This window comes from Dechloromonas sp. ZY10 (assembly GCF_041378895.1).
Taxonomy (GTDB): Bacteria; Pseudomonadota; Gammaproteobacteria; order Burkholderiales; family Rhodocyclaceae; genus Azonexus; species Azonexus aquae.
This window is the reverse complement of sequence record NZ_CP144212.1, coordinates 2,375,328-2,389,142: the sequence shown is the minus strand read 5'-3', so window position 1 is coordinate 2,389,142 and position 13,815 is coordinate 2,375,328. Positions and strand designations below refer to the sequence as shown.

The 13,815-nt window shown below is 59.8% G+C and carries 14 protein-coding genes; 1 reads left to right on the top strand and 13 read right to left on the bottom strand.

The genetic code is table 11. The features are described from left to right. Positions 1 to 61: 61 nt before the first annotated feature. Genes rsgA through VX159_RS10840 form a run of 3 tightly spaced genes read right to left on the bottom strand, consistent with a single transcriptional unit; the run spans position 62 to position 2,510 of the window. Entirely contained in the window at positions 62 to 928 is an 867-nt protein-coding gene (rsgA, locus tag VX159_RS10850) for a ribosome small subunit-dependent GTPase A (protein WP_371322904.1), read from the bottom strand. Further along, positions 928 to 1,239 (bottom strand): cytochrome c, encoded by a 312-nt coding sequence (locus VX159_RS10845; RefSeq protein WP_371322903.1) that lies wholly within the window; start codon positions 1,237 to 1,239, stop codon positions 928 to 930. Before VX159_RS10845 ends, rsgA begins: the two co-directional genes overlap by 1 nt. Continuing rightward, a complete protein-coding gene (locus tag VX159_RS10840; protein WP_371322902.1) occupies positions 1,236 to 2,510 on the bottom strand; it encodes a M48 family metallopeptidase in 1,275 nt (424 codons plus the stop codon). The genes VX159_RS10845 and VX159_RS10840 overlap by 4 nt, the downstream gene beginning before the upstream one ends. A 179-nt stretch (positions 2,511 to 2,689) precedes the next feature. On the opposite strand from VX159_RS10840, the gene orn reads away from it, so the two are divergent. After that, positions 2,690 to 3,235, top strand: a complete 546-nt coding sequence (gene orn / locus VX159_RS10835; protein WP_371322901.1) for an oligoribonuclease — start codon at positions 2,690 to 2,692, stop codon at positions 3,233 to 3,235. A gap of 75 nt (positions 3,236 to 3,310) precedes the next feature. Here orn and VX159_RS10830 read toward each other — a convergent pair whose 3' ends face one another. The 10 genes from VX159_RS10830 to VX159_RS10785 all read right to left on the bottom strand — a co-directional run bounded on the left by VX159_RS10830 (position 3,311) and on the right by VX159_RS10785 (position 13,669). Next, entirely contained in the window at positions 3,311 to 4,942 is a 1,632-nt protein-coding gene (locus VX159_RS10830; protein ID WP_371322900.1) for an ArnT family glycosyltransferase, read from the bottom strand. Between the two features lie 70 nt (positions 4,943 to 5,012). Beyond that, complete coding sequence (gene rpmE / locus VX159_RS10825; protein WP_371322899.1) at positions 5,013 to 5,234, bottom strand: 50S ribosomal protein L31; 222 nt, start codon at positions 5,232 to 5,234, stop codon at positions 5,013 to 5,015. A 159-nt stretch (positions 5,235 to 5,393) separates the two neighbouring features. After that, on the bottom strand, positions 5,394 to 6,653 hold the full coding sequence (gene rho / locus VX159_RS10820) for a transcription termination factor Rho (protein ID WP_371322898.1): 1,260 nt from the start codon (positions 6,651 to 6,653) through the stop codon (positions 5,394 to 5,396). A 182-nt stretch (positions 6,654 to 6,835) separates the two neighbouring features. Then, the gene (gene trxA, locus VX159_RS10815) at positions 6,836 to 7,162 is read right to left on the bottom strand and encodes a thioredoxin TrxA (RefSeq protein WP_371322897.1); all 327 of its coding nucleotides are present in this window, start codon (positions 7,160 to 7,162) and stop codon (positions 6,836 to 6,838) included. 105 nt (positions 7,163 to 7,267) lie between these two features. Next, positions 7,268 to 8,095, bottom strand: a complete 828-nt coding sequence (gene siaD, locus VX159_RS10810) for a biofilm regulation diguanylate cyclase SiaD (RefSeq protein ID WP_371322896.1) — start codon at positions 8,093 to 8,095, stop codon at positions 7,268 to 7,270. Further along, positions 8,092 to 8,475 (bottom strand): biofilm regulation phosphoprotein SiaC, encoded by a 384-nt coding sequence (siaC, locus tag VX159_RS10805; RefSeq protein WP_371322895.1) that lies wholly within the window; start codon positions 8,473 to 8,475, stop codon positions 8,092 to 8,094. Before siaC ends, siaD begins: the two co-directional genes overlap by 4 nt. Before the next feature lie 10 nt (positions 8,476 to 8,485). Beyond that, the gene (siaB, locus tag VX159_RS10800) at positions 8,486 to 9,046 is read right to left on the bottom strand and encodes a biofilm regulation protein kinase SiaB (protein WP_371322894.1); all 561 of its coding nucleotides are present in this window, start codon (positions 9,044 to 9,046) and stop codon (positions 8,486 to 8,488) included. Positions 9,047 to 9,066: 20 nt separating this feature from the next. Then, positions 9,067 to 11,037 (bottom strand): biofilm regulation protein phosphatase SiaA, encoded by a 1,971-nt coding sequence (siaA, locus tag VX159_RS10795; RefSeq protein WP_371322893.1) that lies wholly within the window; start codon positions 11,035 to 11,037, stop codon positions 9,067 to 9,069. Then, a complete protein-coding gene (locus tag VX159_RS10790) occupies positions 11,038 to 11,640 on the bottom strand; it encodes a response regulator transcription factor (protein WP_371322892.1) in 603 nt (200 codons plus the stop codon). It abuts the gene before it with no gap. Between the two features lie 16 nt (positions 11,641 to 11,656). Then, complete coding sequence (locus VX159_RS10785; RefSeq protein WP_371322891.1) at positions 11,657 to 13,669, bottom strand: ATP-binding protein; 2,013 nt, start codon at positions 13,667 to 13,669, stop codon at positions 11,657 to 11,659. Between the last annotated feature and the right edge of the window lie 146 nt (positions 13,670 to 13,815).

The window sequence follows — 13,815 nt, the reverse complement described above, 5'->3', positions numbered from 1 at the left end:
TGTCGTTATTGTTATTTTGGTTCCCATACTACCATCGCCACCCGGCCCCAAGGCAACTGCATCAGCGCGCCTGATGGGCTGCAGCGATGCGACGGAAGAGCGCAAGGCGGCGGCTGTCAATTTCTCCCCGTTCGGCTGCGGCGCTCAGCGCACAGCCCGGTTCGCTGTCGTGCTGGCAGTTGCGAAAGCGGCATTGGCCGAGAAATGGACGGAACTCCCGAAAGGCATGGGCAAGGTCGTCGCGGTCAAGGTATCCGAGACCGAATTCCTGCAGTCCCGGCGAGTCGATCAACTGGCTGTGCGGATCGAGGTGGTAGAGCGTGGCATGGGTCGTTGTGTGCTTGCCCGAGTCGAGCGCCAGTGAAATTTCCCGGGTGGCTGCACCGGCATTTGGGATTAGCGCATTGACCAGGGTCGATTTGCCCATCCCCGATTGGCCGACCAGAACGCTGGTTTTGCCGAGTAGTTCGGGGCGCAGGTCTTCGGCCTGCAGCCTGGCGCTGATTTCGTGAATCCGGTAGCCAAGGCGGGTGAAGAGTTGCAGACGCTCGCGTGCGGCGGGAAGCTTGTCGCTCAGGTCGCATTTGTTGAGGACGATCAGGATGTCGATGCCCTGATCTTCTGCTGCGAGCAGGGAGCGAGTGATCAACTCGTCTGAAAACGCCGGTTCGGTGGCGACTACCACAACCAACTGGTCGACGTTGGCGGCAATCAGCTTTTGGCGGATTTCGTTCGAGCGATAGAGGAGGCTGCGGCGCGGGGAAATGCCCTCGATCACGCCCTGGTCGACGGAGGCGCGCGCAACATCAACCTGATCGCCAACGGCGACCTCGCTTTTTTTTCCGCGCGGGAAACAGGGCAGGCGGGAGCCGTCGGCCAGTTCCACCAGATAGAGCCGGCCATGAGCGGCAACAATGCGGCCCTGCATCAGTGCTTGAACCGGTAATACTGCTGGTTGAGCCAGGCGGCTACGTCGGCCTCTTCTTCGGGGAACCAGCCTGCCTGAACTTGTGAATTGCAGGCGGCCACCCTTTGCAGGAGATCGAGTTGGCTGGTCATCAGGCTCCCGTCCCGGGTGTACATCTTGCTGCCATCGCCGCCATAGAGCCGGACATGACAGGCCACACAGGATTGTTCATGGCGAGCCTGGCCGGCCTGTGGATCGGCGCTACCCCAGGGGGCTGCGAGAGCGCCGCCGGTCAGCAGCAAGGGGGTGAGGGCGATCAGGGCGGGCTTCATGCCGGATTCTCCAGGGTCTGCAGGTGGGCGATGCGCTGGCTGGCGCCCGGGTGTGAGTCATAAAAGAGCGAATATAGTGGGTCCGGGGTCAGGGTGGCAGCGTTGTCCTGATAGAGTTTGACCAGCGCCTGTGCCAGCTCGTGGGCCGAGGTATGGCGGGCGGCAAAGGCATCGGCTGCGAATTCGTCGCGGCGGGAGAGCCAGCTGCCCAGTGGGCTCAGGGGAAACAGGAAAACCGGCAAGGTCAGAAAAAACAGGGTTAGTGCCAGTGCCGTTTGTGGGGTTTCGGTGCTTAGTGGCACGCCAAGCCCGGCATAAAACCATGGGGCATCGAGAAGTTGGCCGAGCAGCGAGAGGAAAATCAGTGAGCCGGCAAACATCAGGAGCATGCGTTTTTGTACATGGCGACAGTGGAAGTGGCCAAGCTCGTGTGCCAGTACGGCTTCGATCTGGCCGGGGCTGAGGCGTTCCAGCAGCGTGTCGAAAAAGACGATTCGCTTGTTTTTGCCGAAGCCGGTGAAATAAGCGTTGCCATGACTGGAGCGCTTTGATCCGTCCATGACGAAGAGGCCGTTGGCGCGAAAACCGCAGCGCTTGAGCAAGGCTTCGATCCGGGTCTTGGTTTCGCCGTCGGCGAGCGGGGTGAAGCGGTTGAACAGTGGTGCGATCCAGGTCGGGTAGATGAATAGCAGCAACAGATTGAAACCGCTCCAGCAAGCCCACACCCATAGCCACCAGTGGTCGCCCATGCCCTGCATCAGCCAGAGTACCGCCAGCACCAGGGGCAGTCCGATGATGAATCCGAGGAGCGCCTGTTTGCCTAGGTCGGCAAGAAATAGTGTTGGCGTCATGCGGTTGAAGCCATGGCGGGCTTCGATGACAAATTGTCGGTACCAGGCAAGCGGCAGATCGGCTGCGCTCGATAGCAGCATTACGCTGTAAATCAGGGCCGCACCGGAGGCTAGTCCGCCGCCAAGGTGATGCTGCCAGAAGTCGGCCAGTGCGGCCAGTCCGCCGCCGAGGGTAAGGGCCAGCAGCAGGCTGGTATCGGTGAAAATCGCGAAAAAACCGCTTTGTGCACGGTCGACCGTGTAATCAGCCGCCTTTTGGTGCTCGGTCAGGCTGATCCGATCGGCGAATGCGGGCGGCACCGTGTCTCGATGCCGGCGCACGTGAGCGATCTGGCGGTAGTTCAAGCTCAGGCGAAGGCTCAGCGAGAGCAGGACTGCGGCAATGAACAGGATATTCAGCAGGGAGGCGTTGGCGGTCATCAGCAGGGAAGGAGGGGATGGACGAAAGCTGTGCGAAAATGCCGGCTTTCACGTATTCGTAAACCGACTCCACGGTCTGACGACGCCCGGCCGCAAGCTAGGTGTCTCGGCTGGAGCATCTGCTACCGCGGAGGAGTCCGCCGCCAGGCGGGAGTCAAATCTCAGAGAATCCGAATTATATGGCAGGCAACGCAAACAACCTCGTCTGGCTGGATATGGAGATGACTGGTCTCCTGCCCGATCACGACCGCATCCTGGAATTGGCAATGGTGGTTACCGACTCGAACCTGCAGCTGGTCGCCGAGTCGCCGGTCTGGGTGGTGCACCAGTCCGATGCCGTGCTCGCCGGCATGGACGAGTGGAATCAGAAGACGCACGGCCGTTCCGGCCTGATCGAGCGGGTGCGTGCCTCAACTACTGACGAGGCAACGGTCGAGCAGGAGGCGCTGGCCTTCATGCACCGATATTCGGGCAAGGGCTATTCGCCGATGTGCGGCAATACCATTGGTCAGGATCGTCGCTTCATGGCTCGCTACATGCCGGCGCTGGAGGATTTCTTCCACTATCGTAACCTCGATGTCAGCACCCTGAAGGAGTTGTGCAAGCGCTGGCAGCCCGAGGTTTACAAAGGCTTCAAGAAGAAGGGCAAGCATACCGCGCTGGCCGACATCTACGAATCGATCGATGAGCTGAAGTATTACCGCGAGCATTTCCTGAAGGGCTGATTGCGAGTGGTCGCTCGTCGGAAAAAAGGGCAGCCGTTGCGGCTGCCCTTTTTACTGGCTGGGCGTCTGTCACGGTCAACGCCGGAAAAGCCGGAATTTTTCCTTGCGGTCCCCGGGGCGGCTGCCTTCCCAGGCGAGTTTCCAGTCGCTGCCAGGTGCTGCGGTTTCACGTGCGCTGCGGCCGGTGACCAGTAGCCAGTTGCATTGGCGACCGGCACGACTTTTCTCCTCGACCGCTTCCAGGCCGACAAAGTACGCCAGCGAGGCGCGCTGGGTGTCGGTCAGGCCGCGTTCAGCGAGGCAGGTGCTGCGGTCAGGCAAGGTGCGGGCCACGGCTTCGGCTACCGGGCGGTAGCTCTTGCCGTAATCAAACCAGGGCAGGATCAGGGAGGTGGCCAATAGCCAGCTGATGGTGCAGCCCAGGGTCCAATGGGTCAGGCTGCGGTAGGGCGAGCGTGGGGCAGTGAAGATCAGCCACAGCCACCACAGGGTGGCCCCGACGCCAACGATGAAATCGGAGAGGTCGAACTGGCCGACGAAGCCGGGACGCAGGGCAGTGACCCGGTGCGCCAGGCGTTCCGGCAGGCCCAGCGCCATGGCCGACCAGGCCAGCCAGAGCAGGCTGGCGAACAGCGTGAAGCTGATCATCGCGAACCAGTCGAAGGCGTTGGCCGCGCCACGGCGCAGCGCGAGCGCGCCCGGGGTGGCGAGCAGGGCCAGTGGCGGCAGCAGCAGCAAGGCCGGGATTTCGCGCGGCCGGTAGGCGAGTGCGAGCAGCAGCAAGGTCAGCACAAAGAGTGTCAGCGGCAGCAACTGGGCGGGGGCACCCCATTGCCGGCGGCGAATCCAGAGCGTCCACAAGGCGAGCGGCAGGGCGGGAAAAGCGAACCATGGCAGCAGGGCGGCAAAACGTCCGAGGCCGCCGGCCGAGAACGGCGTCTGCAGCGGTGCGAGTTCGGCCTGCAGCCAGCCGGCGAGCCGTTCCGGAGCCAGCCAGTACAGGGCCAGCGGCCATGGGGCGAGCAGGCAAAGTGCAAGGAGCAGGCCGAGCAGCAGGGTTTGTGCCGCTTTGGTCCGGTCCGGCGACAGCCACCAGGCGAGCGGGGCCATTAGCAGCAGCGGCAGGGCGGGCGCGATACCGGCACCGAGTACGCAGGCGGCGAGGGCTGCGCCGTAGATACCGCCGGTCAGGCGCGGTTTGCGGCCGAGTGCAGCAAGGCTGCCGATGGCGCCGCCGTAGGCGGCGATGGCAATCAGCATGGGCTGGGCATCGTGGGCGTGCACCAGCAGGCCGGCGCAGCCGGCCAGCAAGAGCGGGCTGGCGGCGGCGTTATCCTGGCCGTAAAGCTCGCGGCCGGCGTAGTAAAGCCCGGACAAGGCCAGTGCGACCCAGGCGCCGCTGGCCAGGCGCATCGCCTCGTGCGCCGGCAGCAGCCAGCCGAACAGCTTGCCGGTCAGGGCTGCGGTCCAGTAATAAAGCGGCGGTTCGTGGAAAGCGCGGCCGGCGATTTCCGGAGTCAGCCATTGGCCGTGGCTGAGCATCTGCCAGGCCGCTCCGATGTGCAGCGCATCTTCACCTTTCCACGGGTCGCGGCCGAAGAGGCCGGCCAGAACGTAGAAGGCGAGCATCGCGGCGAGTGCCCAACCGGTCGGCGGCAGGTGCATGCCGCGACGGAAGCGGTTGGCAAACGGAAGGGCTGTCGTCATGCGCGAGCAGAAAATGAAAAAGGCAGCCGCATCGGGCTGCCTTTTGGGCGGATGAATCCGATCCTGAAGATCAGGCAGACTTGCGACGCAGGGCGCCGAACTTCTGGTTGAACTTCTCGACGCGACCGGCGGTGTCGACGATCTTCTGCTTCCCGGTGTAGAACGGGTGGCACAGGGAGCAGACTTCGATATGGAAGGCGTCCTTGCTCATCGTGGACTTGGTGGCGAAGGTGTTGCCGCAGGAGCAGGTCACCTGGATTTCTTTGTAATTCGGATGGATATCGGCTTGCATCTTTTGTCCTTTAATCAAGCGACCGGCGGATGTGGCCGATCTGGGAAGCTCGGGATTATCTATTAATCGAGGGTTTTTGGCAAGCTTAGCCACCCCGGTTTTTGGCTTTTTTCACGGTCGACCGTGAAAAAAGCAGCAAAGTCGGGTGGCCGCTGCGCTTTAGCCGCGACGCATGGCATCAAAGAATTCGGCATTGCCCTTGGTGGATTTGACCTTGTCGAGCAGGAATTCCATCGCTTCGAGGTCGTCCATTGGGTAGCACAGCTTGCGCAGCACCCACATCTTCTGCAAGACGTCCGGTTTGAGCAGCAACTCTTCGCGGCGGGTGCCGGAGCGATTGACGTTGACTGCCGGGTACATCCGTTTCTCGGCCATGCGGCGGTCGAGGTGGATTTCCGAGTTGCCGGTACCCTTGAATTCTTCGTAGATCACCTCGTCCATGCGTGAGCCGGTATCGATCAGCGCGGTGGCGAGGATGGTCAACGAACCGCCTTCCTCGATGTTGCGCGCAGCACCGAAGAAGCGCTTCGGCTTCTGCAGGGCGTTGGCGTCGACACCGCCGGTCAGCACCTTGCCGGAGGCCGGCTGCACGGTGTTGTAGGCGCGGGCGAGGCGGGTGATCGAGTCGAGCAGGATCACGACGTCCTTCTTGTGTTCGACCAGGCGCTTGGCCTTTTCGATGACCATTTCGGCAACTGCAACGTGGCGGGTGGCCGGTTCGTCGAAGGTCGAGGCAACGACTTCGCCCTTGACCGTGCGGGTCATTTCGGTCACTTCTTCCGGGCGTTCGTCGATCAATAGCACCAGCAGCACGACTTCCGGGTGGTTGGCGGTGATTGCGTGGGCGATGTTCTGCAGCATCACCGTCTTGCCGGTCTTCGGCGGTGCGACCAACAGGCCGCGCTGGCCGCAGCCAATCGGCGCGATCATGTCGATCACCCGGCTGGTGATGTTTTCTTCGGACTTGATCTCACGTTCGAGCTTGAGGTGACGCGTCGGGTGCAGCGGCGTCAGGTTCTCGAACATGATCTTGTTCTTGTTGGCTTCCGGCGGGAAACCGTTGATGCAGTCGAGTTTAGTCAGTGCGACGTAGCGTTCGCCATCTTTCGGGGTGCGAATCTCACCCTCGACGGTATCGCCAGTACGCAGGTTGAAGCGGCGAATCTGCGACGGCGAAACGTAGATGTCGTCCGGGTTGGCGAGGTAGGACGTATCGGCCGAGCGCAAGAAACCGTAGCCGTCGGGCAGGACTTCGAGGGTGCCGTCGCCGTGGATGGTTTCACCGTTCTTGGCCTTGGCCTTGAGCACAGCGTAAATCAGCTCCTGCTTGCGCATCCGGTTGGCGTTTTCAATGCCAAGATCGGTGGCCATATCCAGCAGTTTGCTGACGTGTAGGGTCTTCAGTTCGGAGAGTTGCATGGAGTTCTGGGCGCCATGAAGGCCAGGGGTGGCAAGGCGCCGGGCAGTAAATGCGGAGGGGCGAGCGCAGGGCTCGAAGGAGGGGCGGTGCGGGAAAAACGAGACGCGGGCCGGAAAGGAGAGGATCGGCGGCGTCTGCCTGAAAACGCGGACCGCGTTTTCAGGCGCGCAGAGTACGGCGATTACAGATTGCTGTCAATGAAGGCGGCGAGTTGCGACTTGGACATTGCGCCAACCTTGGTGGCTTCGACATTGCCGTTCTTGAAGATCATCAGCGTCGGAATGCCGCGGATACCGTATTTGGCCGGCGTACCCTGGTTTTCGTCGATGTTGACCTTGGCCACCTTGAGTTTGCCGGCGTATTCATTGGCGATCTCGTCGAGGATCGGGGCGATCATCTTGCAGGGGCCGCACCACTCGGCCCAGTAGTCGACGAGAACCGGTTGCTGCGCTTGCAGCACTTCGGCTTCGAAGGTGTCGTCGGTAACGTAGTGGATATGCTCGCTCATGAATGTCCTCGTGAGTTTGGGGTCTGTTCTGAAAAGGCTGCCGGATCGCTGCGAGCTGTAGCCGGCAAAAATAATTGTGGCGTGATGCTAGCGAAAAAAAATGGCTTAGGGAAGCGTGTTTCCGGGATCGGCTCCGGCTCCCGGTTGTTCCTGGTACGACACAACACGGTTGCGACCGTCTGCTTTGGCCTGATACAGGGCCAGGTCAGCTTCGCGCAATGCTTGATCGAGCCCTTTGCCTGGGGCGTACTCGGATACTCCAAAGCTGATTGTCGGGCGAATGTTTTGCGGAACTCCTTCTGCCTCGAATGCCTGTACCGCAACCCGGATTCGTTCAGCCAGCTTTGCTGCCTGTGTGAGTTCGCAGTCGGGAAAGAGGAGAAGGAATTCCTCTCCTCCCCAGCGGGCGCAACTATCGTACTCGCGCAGATTGTTGCGAAGGCATTCGGCCAGGGCGCGCAGCACGGTATCGCCGCAACCGTGGCCTGCGCTGTCGTTGATTCGCTTGAAATGGTCGATGTCGGCCAGGGCTATCGAAAAACGGGTGCCCTGACGCTCCATTCTCGAAATTTCGTACTGCAGTTTTTCCTGCATGAACCGGCGATTGGGCAAGCCGGTCAACTCGTCGTGCGTCGAAATGTTGGTCAGCCGGTCATTGAGGTCGCGTAGCATCAGTTGGTAGCGGTCGCTGATCCGGACAATCTTTTCGATCTGGCGAACCTTGCGTTCCAGTTGCTCGGCATAACTCTGTCCGCGGTCCCTTTCGGCGCGTTGAAAGAGGTCGGAAATTCGTGTAATCCGTTCAAGCAGGCGTTCTTGGCTTCGATAGCGGTCATAAAGCTCACTGAGTGCTGCATGCCATTCGTTGCCGGCTTGCGACCTTTCCCGCAGCAAGGCTTCAATCCGCTCTTCCAGTGGCGGATTTTTATTCATGAAGATGCTTTGTCTTGAATGGCGAAGGGGAAGCTGCAGTCTTCCTTGAATTCATCGGCCAACTGGCCGACTCGCTCGTTTGCCGCATCATACGACCAACTGGCAGCCACGCTTTTTCCCTGACGGTAGGCTTCTTCCATGATGTCGAAAATGTCCATCATTGCCCGGATGCTGCTGGTGTTCAGGTAAAGCAGTTCCAGTTCCAGTTTCAGAGGCCGGTCGGTTTGTCGCAGGTAAGCAGCGACCCAGTCAATCAGTGGCTGGAATAATTCGAAGGAATTTTCCGGGTAGGAATCACCTTGCATGCGGATGATGCCCTTGTCCCAGTCAGCATCGATTGACGGGGAAGAATTGGTGCGGTCGATTTGCAGATTTTCCATTTTCTCGATTTTAGAGTACCACCCGGAGGCTGAACAAGGCGCGACCGTCATCCTGTGTTTGTAAGGCGCAACTCAGTGGCTCGCTGGATTTGCGTGCCATGTCGATTAGACCCAGTCCGGCGCCCTGACCCAGGGCGTCGCGCGGAATCCGCAGTTGTGCCTTGAATGCTGCCTTGAGTGCCGTTTTGTCAAGGCTGGCCAAGGTAGTGATGCGGTCGACCAGGGCTTTGCCATCTTTTCCGGAAACAAGGTTGGCGGCACAGATCACATAGCGTCCAGGCTCGTCTCTGGAAATGACGATGGTTGCCGCCTCGTGTTCGCTGCTCTGTGCTTGTGCATAACGGCGAATATTCTGGGCAATTTCGATATAGACCGAAAATACATCGGAAACCGCAGATGGTGATTCATCGTTGTTTTCCATGTGCCTGCGCAGGGCTGCACCGATTTCTTCAATCAATGGTGCAGTGATCGGGCCGTTGAAGCAGAGCAGGATATTCTGGCGGCTAAGGCTTGTCCGCAATTCGTGCAGGTCAGGTGGGGCAATGGCTTGAGCAGGTGGGCAAAGCGACAATTTTTCCTCCGTTTGCGGGGTTACTGCGGGGGATGAAGGCGAAAGGCGAGTACGGTGATGTCATCGCGCTGGACTTCATCTGCCTGATAACTTGCCAGGGTGCTTTGCAGCGCTTGCAGTTGTTGCGGCATGCTGCGGTGTGAGTTTTCGGTAATCCATGCTCGCAGCCTCGTTTCGCCAAAAGCGTACCCGGCATCGCCACCAGCCTGGTCAAGCAGACCATCGGTGGTCAGGTAGATGGTTTGGCTCGAACTCAGCGGAATGGTTTCTGCTGCGTAAGTGCCTGGCTTGCGATCATTCAAGGCACGCCTTTCCCCTCTGTGCCAGTGAGTGCCTTCCGGATCGTGTCGCACCAGGGAAATGCCCGCGCCTGCAAAGTGCAGGTGCTGCCGGTCAGGGGCAATGTGGCAAATTCCCAGGTCAATACTGGTGGCCAGCTTGGTTTGTCCCTGGTCGGTCGAAAGCATTTTCCGGATGCGTTCATCCATTTTCTTGAGCAGTTCGGCCGGCTGTTGCCATGGCGTGTCGGCCAGGGTCATTTCTAGTGTGGCATGCGTGATCATGGTCATGCAGGCACCGGGTACACCATGCCCGGCGCAGTCGATGACGCCGAGCAATTGCCCTTGGGGGCCGCAGCGATAGAAATAGAGGTCTCCACCCACGACATCCCGGGGGCGCCAAAGCACAAAGTGCTCATCGCCAAAATTTTCGCAGAGCGCGCTGTCTGGCAGCAGGGCGCGCTGGATCAGGCTGGCGTAGCGGATGCTGTCGGTGAGCTTGCGGTTGGTTGTGGCCAGCGCACTGGTGCGCTGGGCTACCTGTTGTTCGAGATTCTGCGAATGGGTTCTGACCTGAGCAGCCATCTGATCAAAAACCCGGGTTAGCTGTCCCAGTTCGTCAGTACGGGTGGATGCCAATTCAACTTCGTAGTTGCCGTTTGCCATCCGCCGGGCTGATTCGCTCAGGCGTAGCAGTGGCCGCAAGATCAGCGAGTCAACTCCCAGTGTGCTGGCGGCAAGCAGGAGCATCAGGAGTAGCGCACAGGCTATCAGTAGCCCGCTCAGATGTAGCGGACTCAGCAAGCTGCCGCTCTCCATGTCGAGTGCGGCGATGATGCTCCAGCCGAGACTTGGGACCATGGCGATTGCAAGCAGGCGCGGTTGTTCGTTGAGTTCGGCGAGCATTGTTGATGGGCCGGCCGCCGTTTCGATTTCTGCTGCGATCATCGTCCTTACTTGGGCCGCAGCATCAGGCTTCAGCAGGCGAAAGATGGTTTTTTCGCTCTCCCTGGTTGCCGCCAGATCAAATTGCATTTGAGAAACATCCGGGTGGGCAACGATATTTCCTTTGCGGTCCACCACCATGGTGGTCAGCCCCGGCTCGCTGCTGCTGAGAACTTCGCGGAGAAAATCATTCAGATTGATGCCGGTTCCAATCACGCCGAGGGCTTTACCGGTGGAATCTTGAACGGCAACATTGATCCAGATGTTGGTCAGACCGAGCGTTTTGTCGAAGTCGACATTGATCCAGTAGCCGTTCTTTTCGCGCAAAGTCGCGAAATACCAGGCATTTTCCGGCTTGTCTTCCTTGACTTGGTAGCCCTGTTTCAAGTCGCTACCAGTATTGTTGTCGGAATAGCTGAAATTGCGACTGGTCTCGCTGGCAACAAAATAGCTGTGGCTGGAGAATGCCTGACGAAACCCTTCCGCCTCGGCGATGAAGCGGCGGCGCGCCGGTTCCGAGGTTTCGTTGGCCAGCCATTCATGCAGCAAGCTGGAGGCCGCCAGTCGTTGAGATAGCGCCAGTTCTAGCCCAACCCGGCTCTGGATTCGCTGCTGAACCACCCGGGCATGGTCTCTGACCAGAACCGAGCCGAGGTCGTGGCGCAGCGAATTCAGTGTTTGCCGGCCGATGGCAATGGCGGCAACAGCAACAATCAGGGTGATGACCAGAAGCAGCAGCGTGGTACGCGCACGCAACCCGGTCAGCATTTAGTTGCTGCCTTTGAGCAGATTCGCCAGTTCGACGGCGGTTTTGACCTGCATCTTGTCGAACAGATTGGCGCGATGGACCTCTACGGTACGCATGCTGATTTTCAGTTCGTCGGCAATAACCTTGTTGAATTTTCCGGCGAGGACCAGTTCCATGATCTGGCGTTCGCGGGCCGTCAGGCTCGCCAGCCGGTTGCGTACCGAATCCACGGTTGCATCGGCGGCTCGCCGGCAGGCATCTGCCGTGAGCGCTTCGTGAATGCGATTGACCAGGGCGTGGTCGTCGAAGGGCTTTTCGAAGAAATCGAAAGCGCCTTTTTTTAGGGTGGCGACGGCCAGCGGGACATCGCCGTGGCCGGTCAGGAAAATAACCGGCAGGGTCGATCCCTGATTGAGCAGGGCCTCGAAGCAGTCAAAGCCGGTCATGCCCGACATGCGCATGTCCATCACCACGCAGCCGCCAAGTTCCGGGGACCAATTGGCCAGAAAGCTTTCCGCCGAGTCGTAGCAGCGGCTGGTTAGGTTGCGGGATTTCAACATCCAGGCCAGCGCATCGCGGATGGCTTCGTCATCGTCGACGATGTGAACACAGGCATTGCTCATCGGTGATCCGTCAGGCTCAGTCGGCAGTTAAGGGGAGCGAAAAAGTGAATATCGTACCTGTTCCCGTGCGCGAATGGGGGTTGTCTTCAGCCCACAGGCGGCCACGGTGAAATTCGACAATTGAGCGGCAGATCGACAGCCCGATCCCCATGCCCTCAGCCTTGGTGGTGAAAAAAGCGGTGAACAGCTTGTCGCGAATCTCGTTGGCAATGCCGCACCCCTGATCTCTGACGCTGACTGAAATTTCGTTGTCACCCAGACAGACGGCGATTTCCAGGCGACGCTGGGACTCGATCGTGTCGTTCATGGCCTCCATGCCATTGCGCAGCAGGTTGAGCAGAACCTGCTCCAGCATCAGGCGGTCGGCCGGGATCAGCGGTAGCGGCGAGTCTTGCTGGCAAGTCAAGCGGATATGCCGTTTGCGCGCTTCTGGCTCGATGAAACCGAGGCAGTCTTCAACCACCTCGCGCAGGTCGCAGGGTGCGCGCCGGGGTTCGCTCTTGCGCACGAAATCATGTACGCGGCGGATGATTTTTCCGGCGCGCTGTGCCTGCAGACCGATCTTTTCCAGCGCCGGGCGCAGTTCGCTAGGGTTGGCATTGTCATTGGCCAGCAGATTGAGACAGCCCGAGTTGTAGCTGGCAATGGCTGCCAGGGGTTGGTTCAGTTCATGCGCCAAGGTGGAAGCCATTTCGCCCATGGTTACCAGGCGGGCGGTAAATTGCAGTTGCTCCTGCTGCTGCCGGGCCAGGTCTTCGGCATGCTTGCGTTCAGTGATATCGAGGACCGAGGCCATCCAGCCAATATGCTGGCCGTGGCCGTCGATCAGTTTGGCCTCGTAGACCAGCGCATGGAAGCGCTCTTCGTTTTTTCGCCGGAAGGTCATCTCAAAACCATCTGGCGGGGCCTTGCCGGCCAGCACCGCCTGGTGCATGGCAAAGGTTTCGTCGATCTGTTCAGGGACCCAGTAAGGCATCGGCGGAACCTGTCCGACCAGTTCGTCGCTGGCGAAACCGGTCATCTTGCAGAAAGCGGGGTTGACGTAAATCACCTTGCCTTCAAGATCGCGGGCGCGCATGCCGACAGTCAGCGAGTCTTCCATCGAGGTACGGAAGGCGTGTTCGGCGCGCAGGGCTTCTTCGGCCTGGCTGCGCTTTTGCATCAGTTCGCGGACCAGCCAAAGACTCCAGAAAACGCCAATCGCCAGCACGATGATGGCAACCACCAGCAGGCGCTGTAGCGAGTTTTCCTGGCTGCGGTAGCCGGTCACTCGCAGTTTGAGTCCGTGTCCCGGTGGTTCGAGCGGAATTTCATAGCTTTGGCCGCCGGTGTCCTCGATCCGGGTCTTGACTGCCAGGACGTTGTCGTCGGTGTCAATGATGTCGACCTTGTATTTTTCGGTGAACCACCAGGGCACCTGGCCGGCCAGTAGCTGTTCGAGATTGAACACGGCGATCAGCATGCCGTGGGTTTGGCCCTGGCTGTGGATTGGAACCAGGAGTTCGTTCAATGCCTGCTGATTGCTGCTGCGGAAGAATTCGCCATAGACCGGTTTGCCGAAGCGCCGTGCGACGTCGATGCCACGACTGGTCGCGGTCGGCCCGAGCGGGGAGAGTTCCTCATCCGGCAGGTTGGCAGTCGGTTCGGCAGCAACGATTCGCTGCCGCTGGTCCAGCCAGAACAGGTGGCTGACCTCCGGCATGGTTTTTAGCAGGTGGGTGGCGCGTACCCGGAATTGCGGCTCGCCAGCGTGTCCGCTGGCGATTTCGGCAGCCAGTTGCTGGAGTTGCTCTTCGGTGCTGTCAAAGTGAAAGCGCAGGTTCTGCTCCAGCCACAGTACATCCTTGATCAGCGCGCTGCGTTCTTCCTCGATTTCGTTGTAATGCAATAGCCACAACAGTGAAAACAAGGCCGCCAGCAGCAGCACGATGCCTAATTTCGGCACGGCCAGCAGCCAGCGCAGGCGGCGGGTCTGGAGACCGCTCAGAGTTTGTTCAAGGGTCGGCGGCAAAGGAGCTAGGGGCGGCATGCGACGGATGGTACACCAACAGAAAAACGGGCTGGCGGCGATTGTGGATTTCCGCATTGTGGCTATCCACAATTCGGAAATCCACAATGGCCCGCCTTAGCATCGATGCCGATACTGCGTCCCCGCGGAGGGAATCGTACGCGATT